Annotated in this window: 16 protein-coding genes; 10 read left to right on the top strand and 6 right to left on the bottom strand. The window is 66.4% G+C overall.

Annotated features, from left to right (window positions below):
• Nucleotides 1–1455, bottom strand: a 1455-nt coding sequence (locus tag D4765_RS14890) for a hypothetical protein (protein ID WP_136643090.1), incomplete at its 3' end; no start/stop codon positions are given.
• Nucleotides 1456–1671: 216 nt separating this feature from the next.
• On the opposite strand from D4765_RS14890, the gene sucC reads away from it, so the two are divergent.
• The 9 genes from sucC to D4765_RS14845 all read left to right on the top strand — a co-directional run bounded on the left by sucC (nt 1672) and on the right by D4765_RS14845 (nt 12984).
• Nucleotides 1672–2841 carry an ADP-forming succinate--CoA ligase subunit beta gene (sucC, locus tag D4765_RS14885; RefSeq protein ID WP_136643089.1) on the top strand — a complete coding sequence of 390 codons (1170 nt, stop codon included), beginning with the start codon at nt 1672–1674 and terminating at the stop codon, nt 2839–2841.
• 47 nt (nt 2842–2888) lie between these two features.
• On the top strand, nt 2889–3776 hold the full coding sequence (gene sucD, locus D4765_RS14880; protein WP_136643088.1) for a succinate--CoA ligase subunit alpha: 888 nt from the start codon (nt 2889–2891) through the stop codon (nt 3774–3776).
• A 100-nt stretch (nt 3777–3876) separates the two neighbouring features.
• A complete protein-coding gene (locus D4765_RS14875) occupies nt 3877–4410 on the top strand; it encodes a hypothetical protein (RefSeq protein WP_136643087.1) in 534 nt (177 codons plus the stop codon).
• Nucleotides 4410–5720 (top strand): cell division protein PerM, encoded by a 1311-nt coding sequence (locus tag D4765_RS14870; RefSeq protein WP_136643086.1) that lies wholly within the window; start codon nt 4410–4412, stop codon nt 5718–5720. Before D4765_RS14875 ends, D4765_RS14870 begins: the two co-directional genes overlap by 1 nt.
• A gap of 29 nt (nt 5721–5749) precedes the next feature.
• The gene (gene purN / locus D4765_RS14865) at nt 5750–6361 is read left to right on the top strand and encodes a phosphoribosylglycinamide formyltransferase (protein ID WP_136643085.1); all 612 of its coding nucleotides are present in this window, start codon (nt 5750–5752) and stop codon (nt 6359–6361) included.
• A 6-nt stretch (nt 6362–6367) separates the two neighbouring features.
• Nucleotides 6368–8011 carry a bifunctional phosphoribosylaminoimidazolecarboxamide formyltransferase/IMP cyclohydrolase gene (gene purH, locus D4765_RS14860; RefSeq protein WP_136643084.1) on the top strand — a complete coding sequence of 548 codons (1644 nt, stop codon included), beginning with the start codon at nt 6368–6370 and terminating at the stop codon, nt 8009–8011.
• A 75-nt stretch (nt 8012–8086) separates the two neighbouring features.
• Entirely contained in the window at nt 8087–9310 is a 1224-nt protein-coding gene (gene ddaH / locus D4765_RS19995; RefSeq protein ID WP_272898631.1) for a dimethylargininase, read from the top strand.
• Nucleotides 9311–9379: 69 nt separating this feature from the next.
• Nucleotides 9380–11173 carry an ABC transporter ATP-binding protein gene (locus tag D4765_RS14850; RefSeq protein WP_136643083.1) on the top strand — a complete coding sequence of 598 codons (1794 nt, stop codon included), beginning with the start codon at nt 9380–9382 and terminating at the stop codon, nt 11171–11173.
• Nucleotides 11170–12984, top strand: a complete 1815-nt coding sequence (locus D4765_RS14845) for an ABC transporter ATP-binding protein (RefSeq protein ID WP_136643082.1) — start codon at nt 11170–11172, stop codon at nt 12982–12984. The genes D4765_RS14850 and D4765_RS14845 overlap by 4 nt, the downstream gene beginning before the upstream one ends.
• 30 nt (nt 12985–13014) lie before the next feature.
• On the opposite strand, the gene D4765_RS14840 is transcribed toward D4765_RS14845, so the two are convergent.
• The 3 genes from D4765_RS14840 to D4765_RS14830 all read right to left on the bottom strand — a co-directional run bounded on the left by D4765_RS14840 (nt 13015) and on the right by D4765_RS14830 (nt 14309).
• Complete coding sequence (locus D4765_RS14840) at nt 13015–13422, bottom strand: hypothetical protein (protein ID WP_136643081.1); 408 nt, start codon at nt 13420–13422, stop codon at nt 13015–13017.
• A 100-nt stretch (nt 13423–13522) separates the two neighbouring features.
• A complete protein-coding gene (locus tag D4765_RS14835; RefSeq protein WP_237280468.1) occupies nt 13523–13855 on the bottom strand; it encodes an MGMT family protein in 333 nt (110 codons plus the stop codon).
• A gap of 1 nt (nt 13856) precedes the next feature.
• Nucleotides 13857–14309: a GNAT family N-acetyltransferase gene (locus D4765_RS14830; RefSeq protein WP_136643079.1), complete on the bottom strand. Its 453-nt coding sequence runs from the start codon at nt 14307–14309 to the stop codon at nt 13857–13859.
• Nucleotides 14310–14482: 173 nt separating this feature from the next.
• Between D4765_RS14830 and D4765_RS14825 the strand changes: the two genes are divergently transcribed.
• Nucleotides 14483–15703, top strand: coding sequence for an NADP-dependent isocitrate dehydrogenase (locus tag D4765_RS14825; protein WP_136643078.1), 1221 nt, complete (start codon nt 14483–14485; stop codon nt 15701–15703).
• Between the two features lie 10 nt (nt 15704–15713).
• On the opposite strand, the gene nagA is transcribed toward D4765_RS14825, so the two are convergent.
• Nucleotides 15714–16874 (bottom strand): N-acetylglucosamine-6-phosphate deacetylase, encoded by a 1161-nt coding sequence (nagA, locus tag D4765_RS14820; protein ID WP_136643077.1) that lies wholly within the window; start codon nt 16872–16874, stop codon nt 15714–15716.
• Nucleotides 16871–17239: a YrdB family protein gene (locus tag D4765_RS14815; protein ID WP_136643076.1), complete on the bottom strand. Its 369-nt coding sequence runs from the start codon at nt 17237–17239 to the stop codon at nt 16871–16873. The genes nagA and D4765_RS14815 overlap by 4 nt, the downstream gene beginning before the upstream one ends.
• Between the last annotated feature and the right edge of the window lie 72 nt (nt 17240–17311).

Below are 17311 nucleotides of genomic sequence, written 5' to 3'. Positions count from 1 at the left end.
GGGCGGCGCGGTTGCCGGGGGAGGGGTGCCGGCGGGAGCCGGAACTCGAGTGACCTCGGCGGCCGTTCCGAACGGGGATGACCAGGGCAGGATGCGCGCACCGCCCTGATCTGGCGGCGTTCTGTGCGGGTCGATACTGTCGACCCACGCGTAGTACCCGGGCGCGGGCAGGATGCACGCGGGGGTGTCGTACGTGCCGGGCCCGTCGGCGGCCACGGTGTCGACGGTGCAGGCGACGGGGGCACCCGGCGGTGCAGCGGCTGACTCCACCGGTGCAGTGTCGAACGGCCCCAGAAGCGAACTCGTCACTGTGACCGGGATGGGCTTGGCGGAGCCGTCGGGGGCTTCGTAGAGGCCCCACTCCGTGAGTTGCTCACCGGTCGTGAACCCCGGTGCCGACTCCGACCCCGAACCTGGCACCGACCCTGGCGCCGACGCCGACGCCGACGCCGACGCCGACGCCGCCGCAGGCGCCCGCGCCGCGACGCGAGGCGCGGCGGCCAGCGTCAGGTGCAGGGTGTCGTGCACGGCGGCGCCGGGTACGGCAAGCTGCGAGCTGGTCTCAGTGCTCACGGCGGGAGCGAACGGCAGCGGTGAAGCGGCCGTGCCGCGAGCGCTCGCGTGAGCTGACGAGAGAAAGGCCGGGGGCACGAGCAGGCTCTGCCCGTCGTCGGTGTTCTGCGCCACCCAGAGCGCGTCGCCGAAGGGCAGCGCGGTGTAGTTCACCTCAGCCGACACGTCGGTAGTCGGGTGCCCGTCACGAGGGGTGATGCTGTACGACTGGCCGTTGCTGACCTCGCGCGAACTCGACCCGTCGTCGAAGGTGGCGCCGGTGAGCGAGAGGATGCCCGTGTACTGCCCGGGCGACAGCTGCGTCACCCCCTGCCCCACATAGTCGACGAACAACTCGGTGCTCACGCTGTTCGCTGAACCGTCGCCGAGGGTCAGGTAGGCCCCCGCCGAGACCCAGTGCGAGGCCCCCGTCGGAGCATCGACCGCCGCGCGTATCTGCGTCGCTATGCTCGCGACGGCACCGGCGTTCGCCCCGGCGCGGGCGGCGTACCAGCCGGCGTCGTGGCCGTTGAGGCCCGTGATGCCCCAGACCGCGAGTTGCGCCCCGGCGGCCCAGTTCGGGTCGGTGCTCGGCAGCCAGGTTCGGGCGATGTCGGCGAGGCGCGCCGAATCGTCGGAGCTGTACCAGCTGAGGCTGTCGCCGCGCTGGTAGAGAAAGTGGTTGCCTTCGGGTGGATGCTTCGAGACATTGAGGCAGAAGCCGAGGTTGCCGTCGTCGAGCCGGTGCGAACCGAGCCACGAGTGGTCGGGCGTGGTAGCCACGAACCCGTAGGCGTGTTCGAGCGCGCGGAGGGCGACGGCGGCCGGGCCGACCTCCAGCGCACCGGTGACGACGAGCAGAGCGGCGGTGAGGGCGAGGAATATGCGGGAGAGTTGGTTCATGGCCCCAGATTGCCGCCGGGCGCCCCCGGGCAGGCGGGGAACGCACGAATCTGTGGAGAGAGTGGAACGGCTGCCGACCTGTGGAGAGTAGGCTTTGAGGCGGTCAAGATGTCTCGATCTCGAGAGACATGGAGTGTCGCGACATCCGGCTACCGTTTTTCAAGCAACCAGGCAACGCATGCCCGTAGAGGCTGCATGCGGATGGGATGAGCAAGCGTGGATCTATTTGAATATCAGGCCAGAGACCTGTTCGAGAGCTATGGCGTACCGGTTCTGCCCGGCATCATCGCTGACACTCCTGAAGAGGTGAGGGCAGCCGCCGAGAAACTCGGCGGTGTGACGGTCGTCAAGGCGCAGGTCAAGGTCGGTGGCCGAGGCAAGGCCGGCGGCGTGAAGGTGGCGAAGAACCCCGATGAGGCCGAAGAGGCAGCGAAGTCGATTCTCGGCCTCGACATCAAGGGCCACGTCGTCAAGCGCGTCATGGTCGCCGGCGGTGCCCGCATCGCCCAGGAGTTCTACTTCTCGGTGCTGCTCGACCGCTCGAACCGCACCTTCCTGTCGATGACCAGCGTCGAGGGCGGCATGGAGATCGAGCAGCTCGCTGTCGAGCGCCCCGAGGCGCTGGCCCGTATCGAGGTCAACCCGCTGGCGGGTATCGACGAGAAGACCGCCACCGAGATCGCCATCGCCGCGAACTTTCCGGCCGACCTGGTGCCGAAGGTCGCACCGGTCATCGCGAAGCTGTGGGATGTCTTCGTGGGCGAAGACGCCACCCTGGTGGAGGTCAACCCGCTGGTTCTCACCGAAGAGGGCGACGTCATCGCTCTCGACGGCAAGGTGACCCTCGACGAGAACGCCGACTTCCGTCACCCGAACCACGAAGCCCTTGTCGATCAGGGTGCTGTCGACCCGCTCGAGGCGAAGGCCAAGTTGTCGAACCTCAACTACGTGAAGCTCGACGGCGAAGTCGGCATCATCGGTAACGGCGCGGGCCTCGTCATGTCGACGCTCGACGTCGTGTCGTACGCGGGTGAGCGTCACGGCGGCGTCAAGCCCGCCAACTTCCTCGACATCGGTGGCGGAGCATCCGCTGAGGTGATGGCAGCAGGCCTCGACGTGATTCTGAACGACCCGCAGGTGAAGAGTGTCTTCGTCAACGTCTTCGGCGGCATCACCGCGTGTGACGCCGTGGCCAACGGCATCGTGGGCGCGCTCGCGACGCTCGGAGCTGCCGCCACCAAGCCTCTCGTCGTGCGACTCGACGGCAACAACGTGGTGGAGGGCCGAGCGATTCTCGCCGAAGCCAACAACCCGCTGGTGACCGTCGTCGACACCATGGACGAAGCCGCCGACAAGGCAGCCGAACTCGCTCACGCCGCTGCGTAAGTGCACCCCTTCACCGCTACTCACGCAGGAACAGGAAGAGAATAACCATGTCGATTTTTCTCGACGAGAACTCCAGAATCATCATCCAGGGCCTCACCGGCTCTGAAGGAACCAAGCACGCCGGCCGGATGCTCGCTTCGGGCTCGAAGATCGTCGGCGGCGTCAACCCCCGCAAGGCCGGCACCGAGGTCGAGATCGAGGGCGTCACGCTTCCGATCTTCGGTTCGGTGGCCGACGCGATGAAGGCGACCGGCGCAGACGTGTCGGTCATCTTCGTGCCGCCGGCGTTCGCCAAGGCGGCCGTGCTCGAGGCCGTCGAGGCAGAGATTCCCCTTGCGGTGGTCATCACCGAGGGCATCCCGATTCACGACTCGGCCGAGTTCTGGGCCTTCGCCAAGAGCCGCGGCAACGTGACCCGCATCATCGGCCCGAACTGCCCCGGCATCATCTCGCCGTCGAAGTCGAACGCCGGCATCATTCCGTCGAACATCACGGGCCCCGGCCCCATCGGCCTGGTGTCGAAGTCGGGCACCCTGACCTACCAGATGATGTACGAGCTGCGTGACCTCGGCTTCTCGACCGCGATCGGTATCGGTGGCGACCCCATCATCGGCACCACGCACATCGACGCGCTCGCCGCGTTCGAGGCCGACCCCGAGACCAAGGCGATCGTGATGATCGGTGAGATCGGTGGCGATGCTGAAGAGCGCGCGGCCGACTTCATCAAGGCCAACGTGACCAAGCCCGTCGTGGCCTACGTCGCCGGCTTCACCGCCCCCGAGGGCAAGACCATGGGCCACGCCGGCGCCATCGTGTCTGACGGAGCGGGCACCGCCCAGGGCAAGAAGGAGGCCCTCGAGGCCGCCGGGGTCAAGGTCGGCAAGACGCCGAGCGAGACTGCAGCCCTGCTGCGTGAGGTCTACCTCGCCCTCTGAGGGTGAGTGCACCAGCAGTTGAGTAAACCCACAGGGCCCTGAACCGGCGCCCGTGACGTGTCGGCCCTCCATTCGCGTGGAGGGCCGATACGGTTAACCGGTGACAGACACAGCAGTACCCGCCGCGCCCTCGCCCGAGCCGCTCACCCGTTACCAGCGGTGGCGTCACCGGTTCGTCACGCCCCAAGCGATCTACGGCACGTTGCTTGTCAGCGCCATCATCGGCAACGCCTCTGAGAAGGCGACCGACCGCGAGGTACTCATCACGACGGTCGGCACGATGCTCGTGTTCTGGATCGCCCACGTCTTCGCCGACGGCATCGCCCACTACGGCCGGCGCGGAGTCGATGGCCTGCCCGTCTCAGCCTCGCTGAAGCACGGCGTCGATGACTCGGCCGGTCTGATTTATGCGGCAGTTGTGCCGTGTCTGTTTCTGCTGCTCGGAGCCGTGCACATCTTCGATGACAGTGTCGCGTACGACATCTCTCTTCTGCTGCCCATCGGACTGCTCGGGCTGCTCGGCTGGTTCGCCATCGGCGATCGTGGTGGCACCTGGCCGGTTCGCCTACTTGGCGGCATCGTCACAGGGCTGCTCGGCGTGCTCGTCATCATTCTGAAAATCGTGTTCCACTGATGAATCGCCCCACCACCGCACTTCTTGCTGCCCTCGATGCGCTGCTCGCCGTAGCCATCGGCATCGGCATTCCGCTCGTGATGCTCACCATTCTGTGGGCCGTGCAGTTCGACCTCGCCATCGACTGGAGCGTGTTCTGGCGCTCAGCGGTCGATTTCTGGATGCTCGGCAACGGTGTCGACCTGCGCATTGCCCTCGACCCGCAGACCGCTGCCCAACTCGCTCTCGACCAGGCCGCCGTACCCTTCGAGATCGGCATCGCCCCGCTCGGGTTCGCCCTGCTCACGGTCTTTCTCGGTCGGCGCAGTGGGCTTCGCCTCGGCCAGTCGGCCCACCCGGTGCTCGGGCTCGCAGTGGGAATGCTCACGGTGGCGGCGCTCGCCGCCCTGGCCTGGCAGAGCGCCCAGTCTGATGTGGCGACCCCGTCGCTCCGACAGGCCGTGTTGTTCGTTCCGTTCGTCTACGGTCTCGGCCTGCTGCTCGGCATCGTGCCGAGCGTGCTGCGCGAGCGCACGGCGCTGTTCGCGTGGTTCGCGCGCCAAGTGCATCGAATTCCCGCGCCTGAACTGCCGCTGGTGGCCACAGCGCTGCGCGGGGGCGCCATGATCGCGACCGGGCTGGTCGCCGTGGCGGGGCTGGCCGTCGCGCTGCTGCTGGTCATCCAGTACTCCACCGTGGTGTCGCTCTACGAGTCGCTGCAGTCGGGTATTGCGGGCGGCGCGGGGCTCACTCTCGCGCAGCTCGCTCTGATGCCGAACATCGTCGTGTGGGCGGCCAGCTGGATGCTCGGCCCCGGCTTTGTGCTCGGCACGGGTTCGGCGGTCACTCCTCTGGGCACGCAGCTGGGGTTGATTCCGTCGCTGCCCGTGTTCGGAGCACTGCCCCAGGGATCGCCGCTCGGTTTTGCGGCGCTCATCGTTCCGGTGGCGATCGCGTTTCTCGTGGCGGTAGTGCTGCGCCCGCGGCTCCGCGGAGGCGTCGGCGAAGATCGTGCAGCGGGCCGAGCCGCCCGGCCCGGGTTCGGGCCCGTGTCGGTGGGTCGGGTCGTGGCTACCGGCGTCGGCATGGGGCTGGTTGCGGCGAGCATTCTCGCGCTGCTGGCGCTGTGGGCGGGCGGCGCAATGGGGCCGGGCCGACTGGCCGACGTGGGGCCTGACCCCGCGATGGTGTGGCTGTGGGCCGCCGTCGAGTTCAGCGTGGCCTGCACGGTGGGGCTGCTGGCCAGCGGTGTGCGGTTCGGTGCCAGCGAGACGAAGAGCGCAGTCAAACCCACGACGGCTGATGACCCCCTCGGGTACCGGCAGAAGTGAAGGCTTCGACACCCCGGTAGGCTGTGTGGGTGCTGTCGATTGTTGTGCTCATCTCGGGCGGGGGCTCGAACCTCCGCGCCCTTCTCGAGGCCTCGACAGACGCCGAATTTCCGGCCCGCATCGTGGCCGTCGGCTCTGACACCGACGCACCCGGGCTCGCGTACGCCGAGCAGTTCGGTGTGCCCTCGTTCACCGTGGTTCCCACCGCGTTCGCCGACCGGGCGTCATGGGGCGACGAACTGCTGACGCAAGTCGAACAGTGGTCGCCCGACCTCGTGGTGTGCGCGGGCTTCATGCGCATCCTGCCGCCCCGCTTCGTCAGGGCCCTCTCGCCGAACCTCATCAACACCCACCCCGCCCTGCTGCCCGCGTTTCCCGGTGCGCACGCTGTTCGAGACGCACTCGCTACCGGCGTCACAGAGACCGGCGTCACCGTGCACATCGTCGACGAAGGCGTCGACACCGGCCCAGTGCTCGTTCAGCAGGCGGTGCCGGTTCTGCCGGGCGACTCCGAACACGACCTGCACGAACGTATCAAGACGGTCGAGCGTGAACTGCTCGTTCAGGCCGTGCTCGACATCGCCAACACCCACTTGACCCTCACCGACCACCTGAAATCCAATGCAACACCAGGGAGCTAACCGATCATGAGCGGCCCACGCCACGACCCGTCACTGTTTCACCACCGCGATCTCGTACCCATCAAGCGTGCGCTTGTCTCGGTGAGCGACAAGACCGGGCTCATCGACCTCGCCCGGGCGCTCAGCGAGTCGGGCGTCGAGATCGTCTCCACCGGCTCGACCGCGAAGACCATTGCCGAAGCAGGGTTCGCCGTCACGGAGGTCAGCTCGATCACCGGCTTTCCCGAATCGCTCGACGGCCGGGTGAAGACCCTGCACCCGTCGGTGCACGCCGGAATCCTCGCCGATCTGCGCCTCGAGTCGCACATCGCGCAGCTGCAGCAGCTCGAGATCCAGGCCTTTCAGCTCGTCGTGGTGAACCTCTACCCGTTCGCCGAGACCGTTGCCAGCGGCGCCATCGGTGACGACGTCATCGAGCAGATCGACATCGGCGGCCCCGCGCTGGTTCGGGCCTCGGCGAAGAACCACGCCAACGTGGCCATCGCGGTGTCGCCCGCGGCCTACCCCGAGATTCTCGCTGCCCTCGCCGCCGGTGGAACCTCGCTCGAGACGCGCCGCACACTCGCCGCGACCGCTTTCGCGCACACCGCCGCCTACGACACCGCCGTCGCCGCCTGGTTCGCCGACGAGACCCAGGTCGCCGCCGGCGAACCCTCGCACGCCTTCGACCCCACGGCGCCCCTGCAGGCCGACGGGTTTCCGCACGAGTTGCTCCGCACGGTCTCGCTGTCACACGCGCTGCGCTACGGCGAGAACTCGCACCAGCTCGCCGCGCTCTACGTCGAGCCGGTGGGCCGGGGCATCGCCCAGGCCGTTCAGCTGCACGGTAAAGAGATGTCGTACAACAACTTCGTCGACGCCGATGCAGCCGTTCGCGCCGCCTTCGACTTCGCCGAACCGGCCGTGGCCATCATCAAGCACGCCAACCCGTGCGGCATCGCTGTGGCCTCGGGCACCGCCATCGACCCCATCGCCTCAGCACACCTGCGCGCGCACGAGTGCGACCCGGTGTCGGCCTTCGGCGGCGTGATCGCGGCGAACCGAACCGTGACACTCGGCATGGCCGAAGCCGTGAAAGAGATCTTCACCGAGGTGCTGGTGGCTCCCGGGTTCGAACCGGATGCCCTCACCCTGCTGCAGACCAAGAAGAACCTCCGCATCCTCCGTCTGCCCAGCGACTACTCCCACCCCGCTGTCGAGTTGAAGCAGATCAGCGGCGGCGTTCTGGTGCAGACCGCTGACTCGTTCGACGAGTTCAGCACCGACGACTGGGTTCTCGTGTCGGGCGAGCCGGCCGACGCCGACACCCTGAACGACCTTGCGTTCGCCTGGAAGGCCTGCCGTTCGGTGAAGTCGAACGCCATTCTGCTGGCGAACAACGGCGCCTCGGTCGGCGTGGGCATGGGCCAGGTCAACCGGGTCGACTCGTGCCACCTCGCGGTGTCGCGCGCGGGCAGCCGGGCCGCGGGCTCGGTCGCAGCCTCTGACGCCTTCTTCCCCTTCGCCGACGGGCTGCAGGTACTGCTCGACGCCGGCGTGGGGGCCGTCGTACAGCCCGGTGGTTCGGTGCGCGACGCCGAGGTCATCGAGGCCGCGCAGAACGCCGGCGTCACCATGTACACGACCGGTGAGCGTCACTTCTACCACTAGGCCTGCCGTTCGCCGATGGCCTGTCGACAGCTGAGCAGAAGCTCGTCGATAGGTCGAGGCGATAGGGTCGTCGGCATGAAGCTGTTCAGCCTGCGTGCCCTTGTCGCCTCCGCCGTCTCGGCGGTCGTCGTCGCTGCCATCGCCCATGTAGTGATGCTGTTGGCGTTCTTCATGGCGAACGGGTTCAAACCTGACTACTTTCCTGAAGTCAACGCGTTCTTCGTTCCGCAGACCCTGTTCACGCTGCTGTTTCTGGCCGTTCTGGCCTGGGTGGGCGCCTACGCGACCTGGTACCTCGCCCTGGCTGCCGGGCTCGTGGCAGGCGTGCTCGGCGCTCTCATCGGCACCGGTGTGCCGATTGTGGTGAGTGGCACGCCTCTCGACGGCACCGTTGTCGACTACCTGGTGGCGACGCTGGTGGGCATCAACCTGATCTTCGTGCTGCTGGTCATTCTGACGACGGCGACGATCGGTCGCCGCGTGTACGCGGGCATCGCGGCATACGGGCCGCGCGGAGTGCGAGCAGCGGGGGCTGTGGAGCGCCGCATTGCGATCATCCGGCGCCCCCCGGCGACACTGGCCGACGGGCATGTCACGCATCTCGAGAAGAGCGAGATCGACCTCGAGCTCGCAGAAGAGCAGTGGGAATCGTACGTGTCGGTGCTCGAAACGGCGGGCTGGTCGACGGTGGAGGTCGACACTGCAGATCACCTCGCCGATTCGGTGTTCGTCGAAGACGCGGTGGTGATCTTCGGCGATGTAGCCGTGCTCGGCAGCCCGGGCAGCGAGCATCGCGTCGAAGAGACCGACGCCGTCGAGAAGACCGTGACCGAACTCGGGCTGAAGCTCGCCCGCATCGTGGCTCCCGGCACGCTCGACGGGGGAGACGTGCTGAAGGTGGGCAGCACCGTCTACGTTGGTCGGAGCAGCCGCACGAACGCCGAGGGAATCCATCAGCTGCGCCACATCGTCGCGGCCCTCGGCTACACCGTCGTCGCCGTGCCCCTCACCAAGGTGCTGCATTTGAAGAGCGCGGTCACCGCAATGCCCGACGGCACCGTCATCGGCTATCTGCCGCTGGTGGATGATCCCCAGATCTTCGACCGTTTTCTGAGCGTGCCCGAAGAAGGTGGCGCGCACGTCGTCAAACTCACCGATGACACTGTGCTGATGGCCACGTCGGCCCCGCTCACCGCCCTGCTCATCGAAAACCTCGGATACCGCGTGATCGCGGTCGACATCAGCGAGTACGAGAAGCTCGAGGGCTGCGTGACCTGCCTCTCGGTACGCATTCGCTGACGCATTCGCTGACGCCGTCAGCGCTCTCAGCTTGCGTGTCGCACGCGAACCTCGATAGCCTCAAAGGCTATGCCTGCACAGAACCAGCAGACGACGATTCGCACCCTCGCCCGCCTCTACACCTATGCGAAGCCGGCCATGCCCCGTATCTACGGCGCGATGGTCGTTTCGTTGACGGCGAGCGTGGTCTCGCTCATCATTCCGCAGATTCTGCAGGTGCTCATCGACGGGCCGCTCTCCGCGGGCGATTCTGCGGAGATCTGGCCCGTGGTGCTGGCCGTTCTCGGCCTCGGCGTTCTCGAAGCCGTGCTCATCGCGCTTCGCCGGGTTCTCGTGCTCACACCGGGTACCCACGTCGAGGCGCGCATGCGCAACAGCCTCTTCGATCACCTGCAAGACCTGCCGGTCGAGTTTCACGACCGCTGGCCGAGCGGCCAGCTGCTGTCGCGGGCAGTCAGCGACCTGAACCTCATCCGGCGCTGGCTCTCGTTCGGCATCGTCATCCTTGTGGTGAACGTGGTCACCATTGTCATCGGCTTCGCCATTCTGATCAGCCTGAACTGGGTGCTCGGGCTCATCTTCGTGGTGGCCTCGGTTCCCCTGCTGGCCTACAGCTACGTGTTCGAGGGCAAGTACTCCGACGCTGCCAGGCGGAGCCAAGACCAGGTGGGCGACCTTGCCACCTCGGTTGAGGAGTCGGTGCACGGAATCCGCGTGCTGAAGGCGTTCGGGCGGGGCTCGTTCGCGCTGAAGAAATTCCAGACCCAGGCCGAGCAGTTGCAGGGCACCGAGATCGAGAAGGCGAAGGCCGTCGCGAACATCTGGCTGTGGCTGCTGATGATTCCCGACATCGCGTTCGCGGTGTGCCTCGTCACGGGTGTGTGGCTTGCGTCGACCGGGCATTCGTCGGTGGGGGAACTGGTGGCGTTCTTCGCCACAGGCACCGTGCTGCTGTTCCCGGTGGAGTCGATGGGCTACTTTCTCGCGATGACGCTCGATGCCAAGACCGCCACGGCGAGGTTCTTCGATGTTCTCGATTCGGTGAACACCATAGAAGACCCGGTGTCGCCCACGAGCATCCAGAACCCGCGCGGTCAGCTCACGTTCGAGAACGTGCACTTTCGCTACCACGACTCGCCCGACCGGTTCAGTGATCTGCTGAACGGTATCGACCTCGTCGTCGAGCCGGGCGAGACCATGGCGCTCGTGGGTCTCACCGGTTCGGGCAAGACCACGCTGACGGCGCTCACCACCCGGCTCTACGACGTGACAGGTGGTTCGGTTCGCCTCGACGGCGTCGACATTCGCGATCTGAGCCGCAGCGACCTTCGCACCAACATCGCCATGGCGTTCGAAGACGCCACTCTGTTCAGCGCCACAGTGCGGGAGAACGTGGTTCTCGGGCGCCCCGACGCGACCGATGCCGAGGTGGCTGAGGCGCTGCAGATCTCGCAGGCGGCCTTCGTCTACGACCTGCCGTTCGGGCTCGACACGCGGGTGGGCGAAGAGGGGCTGAGCCTCTCGGGCGGGCAGCGGCAACGGCTGGCCCTTGCGAGGGCCGTGGCGGCGCGCCCGCGCGTGCTGGTGCTCGACGACCCGTTGTCGGCGCTCGACGTCGACACCGAGGCGCTGGTCGAGGCGGCGCTTCGGCAGGTTCTCGCGTCGACGACGGCGCTCATCGTGGCCCATCGCCCGTCGACGGTGGCGCTCGCCGACCGCGTCGCGTTGCTCGAAGACGGCCGGGTGACGGCCGTGGGCACCCACGCCGAACTGCTCGCCGGCAACGAGCACTACCGCTTCGTCATCTCGAGCTTCGACGACGAAGAGCCCCTCGAGAAGCACGAGAAGGAGACCACCCCGTGAGCCAGGCAACCGTCTCGGGCGTCGGCGGCGAAGAGCGCAACGATTTCACCGCGGCCGAGAGCCGCCAGATTCGCGAGCGTTCGACGCGCCTGCTCGGCTCGCTGCTGCGGCCCGAGCGCACGCGCCTGCTCATCGGCCTCGTGGTGGTCGTCATCAGCACGGCGGCCCAGGTCGCCGGCCCCGCCCTCATTGCCTTCGGCATCGACAGCGGGCTGCCCGCCCTGCTCTCGAACGATTGGATGCCCCTCGGCCTCGCCGGCGTTGCCTACCTGCTGACCGGGGTGGTCGGTGCCGTTCTCATGGCGTGGTTCACCGTTCTGACGGCCCGCATCTCGCAGGCCGTGCTGCTCGATCTCCGAAAGCGCGTCTTCGTGCAGACCCAGAAGTTGAGCCTCGAATTTCACGAGACCTATACGTCGGGCCGCATCATCTCCCGCCAGACGAGCGATCTCGACGCCATTCGTGAGTTGCTCGATTCGGGCATCAACCAGCTGGTGCAGGGCCTGCTCTCGATGCTCTTCATCGGTATCGCCCTGTTCTCGCTCGACTGGGCGAGCGGCGTGATTCTGGTGGTGGCGCTCGTGCCGCTCGTGATTCTCACGCGCTGGTTCCAGCTGCGCTCGCAGACGTTGTTCCGCCTGACCCGCACCACGTCGGCCAAGCTCATCGTCAAGTTCGTCGAGACCATGACGGGCATCCGTGCGGTGAAGGCATTTCGCACCGAGAAGAGCAACAACGCCGAGTTCGAGGGGCTCGTCGAGGGGTATCGCTCGGCGAACGCCCGCGTGATTCGGCTGTTCGGAATCTTCGATCCGGGTCTCGTGCTCATCGGCAACGTCACGGTGGCGGTGGTTCTCCTGGTCGGCGCCTTCCGGGTGATCGACGGCCACGTCGCCATCGGGGTGCTGTTGGCGGCGGTGCTCTACACCCGCCGCTTCTTCGACCCGATGGAGGAGATGGCGATGTTCTACAACTCGTATCAGTCTGCCGCCGCAGCCCTCGAGAAGATCTCGGGCGTGCTCGAAGAGAAGCCCAGCGTTCCCGACCCCACGAGCCCGATCGATCTCTGGAGTTCGAAGGGCGAGCTGACCTTCGACGATGTCGAGTTCTCGTACCAGAACGGCAGGGTCGTGCTGCCTTCATTCACCCTGCATATTCCCGCAGGCCAGACGATCGCGCTGGTCGGTTCGACGGGCGCCGGTAAATCGACGCTCGCCAAACTCATGTCCCGCTTCTACGACCCCACCCAGGGCATCCTCACCCTCGACGGCATCGACCTGCGCCAGCTGCACCCCAAAGATCTGCGGCGCGCCATCGTGATGGTCACCCAGGAGGCATACCTCTTCTCGGGTACGGTCGCCGACAACATCGCCATCGGCAAGCCGGGTGCGTCGCGAGACGAGATCGTCGCCGCGGCGAAAGCAGTTGGGGCTGACGCCTTCATCGAAGGCCTGCCGAATGGCTACGAGACCGACGTCAACAAGCGCGGTGGCCGGGTGTCGGCCGGCCAGCGCCAGCTCATCTCGTTCGCTCGGGCGTTTCTCGCCGACCCTGCTGTGCTCATTCTCGACGAGGCAACGGCTTCACTCGACATTCCGAGCGAGCGCCTGGTTCAGGATGCCCTGCAGACCCTCCTCAGCGACCGCACGGCTGTCATCATCGCCCACCGCCTGTCGACCGTGGCCATCGCTGACCGGGTGCTGGTCATGGAGCAGGGCCGCATCATCGAAGACGGAACCCCCGCAGACCTCATCGCCGGCACGGGCCGGTTCTCGCAGCTGCACGCCTCGTGGCGCGAATCGCTGGTGTGAGGCGCTGGTGCCACGCGCTGGTGTGAGTCGCTACGACTTCCAGGCGTAGAACTGGTTGCCGGCAGCCCAGAGGTGCCAGTCGCCCGAGCAGGTGATGCCGTGGTCGGGCAGGGCCTGCGGCCACCAGGTCTGATCCATCACCGGCAGTTTCGCCATCTGGTCGGGGGTGCAGGCCTCGCCGGTGGCCACGACAGCGGGCACCGCGTAGGTCATGATGGCGGCGTTTCGCGAGTCGAGGGTGACGAGACGAATCTGCGTGGCGTCGGCCTCGACGAACGACGGCAGCACCAGCGAGCCAGACGCCCCCGCGGCATCGGCCGTCGTTTCGTACAGTGCCGACTGGATCGGCGGCGAGATTGTATCGGCGATGCCGCACGCAGAGAGCATCAGTGCGCTCGCGGCAACGATCGGAAGCGTGATCAGCACGCGACGCTTCACAGCTTCTCCCGGTGTTCGGTGGATTCAGGCACAGGTTCTGTCAGGTACAGCTTCTGTCAGGTACAGGTACACGTCAGAGGTGTTAGACAACCAGTGGATGCTACCCGCTCGCATTCCACTTCGCCAAAGCGTAGTCGACTCGGTAACCCGCTTCCTTCAGTGAACCTGTGAGCGGCGTACCCTCGCCCTCGTAATGTTCGCGCGCAGCAGCTTCGTGTCCAGGCGCCGGATGCCCGCCCGAACGCACCACGCGCCACCACGGATGAGCACCTCCCGACCGCGCCAGAACTGTACCGACGGCTCGTGCCGCCCGTGACCCGAGCAGCGCAGCAACGTCGCCGTAGGTGAGCACACATCCGGGCGGAATCGCGTCAACGACTTCGAGAACGAGTGCGCCGAAGTCGACTGCTTCAGAGGGCGAACTCGCAGTCACGTCAGAGCGTGAGTGCTGCGATGGTCTCGCCATACTGCGTCTCACCGATCGGAACGAAGCCCACAGCGAGGAAGAAGGCCTCTGGCCCGTCTGCACCCGGCTCGAACATCACGGTCAACCGATCGAACCCACGTGAGCGCGCCTCTTCGGCCAACGACACCACAGCGAATCGCCCGATGCCCCGGCCCTGCGCATTGGCGGCGACGTTCATGCGCCAGATGCAGCCGCGAAACTCGTCATGCGGGCTGTCGGGGTCGAAGTTGCCCATGATGAAGCCGACGACCTCGTCGTCGTCGAGCACGACCCGGGGCCAGGCTGTGGACGGGTTCACATAGGCCTCTGCAATGGAGTGCGAGACCGGAGCGACGAACTGTTCCTGGCCGGGCTTGAGCGTCAGCGTGTTGGCGGCGACGATGTTGGTCGCCGACAATTCTTCGAGTCGCAGATTTCCCATGCAGACAGGCTAGTGGGGCACACCTGCATTTGCCACAGCGGAGCCAGGGCATCCGGCGCCCGACCTGTGAGTTCGGCGTCAAACTCTCTCTACGTCAAGACAGTTGTGAAAGCGAGTAGGCTACTCTTTGGCTTGTTTCTGTACCACCGGTGTTACTTGGGTTAGGAGTTTGAATGTCGAAAATTCACGTTGAGGGAACGGTCGTCGAGCTCGACGGCGACGAGATGACGCGCATCATCTGGCAGTCGATCAAAGACACCCTCATTCACCCCTACCTCGATATCAACCTCGAGTACTACGACCTCGGCATCGAGCACCGCGACGCGACCGACGACCAGGTCACGATCGACGCCGCCCACGCCATCCAGAAGCACGGTGTGGGTGTCAAGTGCGCCACCATCACGCCAGATGAGGCCCGCGTCGAGGAGTTCGGCCTCAAGAAGATGTGGAAGAGCCCGAACGGCACGATCCGCAACATTCTCGGCGGCACCATCTTTCGTGAGCCCATCATCATCTCGAACATCCCGCGCCTCGTTCCCGGTTGGAACAAGCCGATCATCGTCGGCCGCCACGCGTTCGGCGACCAGTACAAGGCGACCGACTTCCGCTTCGAGGGCAAGGGCACGCTGACCATCTCGTTCCAGCCCGAAGAGGGCAGCGACGCCGAAGCGCAGTCGTTCGAGGTCTTCCAGTCGCCCGGTTCGGGTGTGGCCATGGCCATGTACAACCTCGACGACTCCATTCGCGACTTCGCGCGTGCCTCGCTGAGCTACGGGCTGAACCGCTCGTACCCGGTGTACCTGTCGACCAAGAACACCATTCTGAAGGCGTACGACGGCCGCTTCAAAGACCTCTTCCAGGAGGTCTTCGACGCCGAGTTCGCTGAGAAGTTCGCCGAAGCCGGCATCACGTACGAGCACCGCCTCATCGACGACATGGTCGCTGCGGCACTCAAGTGGGAGGGCGGCTACGTGTGGGCCGCGAAGAACTACGACGGCGACGTGCAGAGCGACACCGTTGCCCAGGGCTTCGGTTCACTCGGCCTCATGACCAGCGTGCTCTTCACCCCCGACGGCAAGACCGTCGAGGCAGAAGCGGCTCACGGAACGGTCACGCGCCACTACCGCCAGCACCAGGCCGGCAAGCCCACCTCGACCAACCCGATCGCCTCGATCTACGCGTGGACGCGTGGGCTCGCCCACCGCGCCAAGCTCGACGACAACGCCGAACTGGCCACCTTCGCCGACACCCTCGAAGACGTTGTCATCAAGACCGTCGAGTCGGGCGCCATGACGAAAGACCTCGCGCTTCTCGTCGGGCCCGAGCAGGCATACCAGAGCACCGAGGAGTTTCTGGCAACGCTGACCGAGAATCTCAAGACGCGCCTGGCGTAGGGCGCACGGGCTACAACGTATGGGCCACCGGTTCGCCGGCGGCCCATACGTCGTCTACGTGCCAGTCGGGGCTCATCAGCACGAGGTCGGCTGCAAAGCCGGGCGAGATATAGCCGAGGGCCGCGTCGAGCAGCAGTGCCCGTGCGGGAGACGCGGTGAGGGCACGTACGGCGAGCACCGGGTCGATACCCGAGTCGATGACGGCCGACCGCAGTGCGGCATCCTGAGTCAGAGTCGAACCGGCGATGGTCGTGGTGCCTGAGAGCATCGCCCGCCCGTTCTCGACCGACACGTTGAGGTCGCCGAGCTTGTAGTGCCCGTCAGACGAGCCCGCGGCGGCCATGGCATCAGTGATGAGAAGAATGCGCTGGGGGGCGGCGAAGAACGCCACGCGGGCGACTTCGGGATGCACGTGAAAGCCGTCGAGAATGAGTTCGATGGCCACGCGCGGGTCTCCGAGCGCGGCCGTGACGGGGCCGGGTTCGCGATGCTTGATACCCGGCATCGCGTTGAATGCGTGCGTGAGCAGGGTGGCGCCGTGATCGAAAGCCTGCTTGGTGAGCGCGAAATCGGCGTCGGTGTGGCCCACGGCCACCACCACGCCGGCCTCGACGAGCTGGTCGACGGCGTCGAGCGCACCGGGCAGCTCGGGGGCGAGGGTGAGCTGGCGGAGGGTGCCGCGCGACGCCGCGAGCAGCGACTCGATCTCGGCGCGGTCGGGCGAACGGAGGTAGTCGGGGTTGTGGGCGCCGCGGTGGTTTCGTGCGAGGTAGGGGCCCTCGAGATGCGACCCGAGAATCAGCGGGTCTTGCTCGGCGAGGTCGGCGATGACCTCTAGCGATCGGCAGAGCGTGTCGAGGGGGTTCGCCACCAGGCTGATGACCGAGCGGGTGGTGCCGTGCTGGCGGTGAACGGTGAGAGCTGACCGAATCTCATCGGCGCCGTTGTCGAACGAGTGCCCTCCACCGCCGTGACCGTGAACGTCGATGAAGCCCGGGGTGAGGTAGCGGCCGGCGGCGTTGACCACTGTGGCGCCGGGTGCTGTCGACCAGCCGTGCCAGCCGGTTCCGATGCCGGTGGCGGCGATGGCCGAGCCGGAGGTGGCCACCCAGAAGTCGTCGACCTGGCCGTCGGCGTCGACCTTCGTGGCCCCGTGGATGACGACGGTCATGCGATCTCCTTGCGGCCGGCGATGATGCCACTGACGACGGCGACGACGCCGAAGACGATGGCAACGATCGGTTGCCCGATGACGAGCCAGGCGAGGGCGCCGGAGCCCATGATGACGATCTCGATGAGCGCCTTGCCGAACGGGTCGAGGGTGATCACCGCGCGAGGCGAGCGAAACAGTGCCCAGAGCACGATGGCGAACAGGGGGGCACCGATTCCGAACACGAAGTTGAACAGCGGGCCGGGCCAGGCGAGAAAGCCCCACAGCCCAATGGAGATGAAGGCGAAAAGCTCCAGCACGAACCGAAGAACGTCATTCGGGCCGATGCGCATGGGCAGGGCGGGTGGGGGATTCACGGTTGTCATGTTACTTGGGCTGAGCGGGCTACCCGTGGCCGGGGCATCCGGAGCCGGAACCCGGACGGCTGGGGTGGCGCA

The organism is Subtercola vilae (assembly GCF_004923255.1).
Classification (GTDB): domain Bacteria; phylum Actinomycetota; class Actinomycetes; order Actinomycetales; family Microbacteriaceae; genus Subtercola; species Subtercola vilae.
This window is presented reverse-complemented; position numbering and strand designations above follow the sequence as displayed.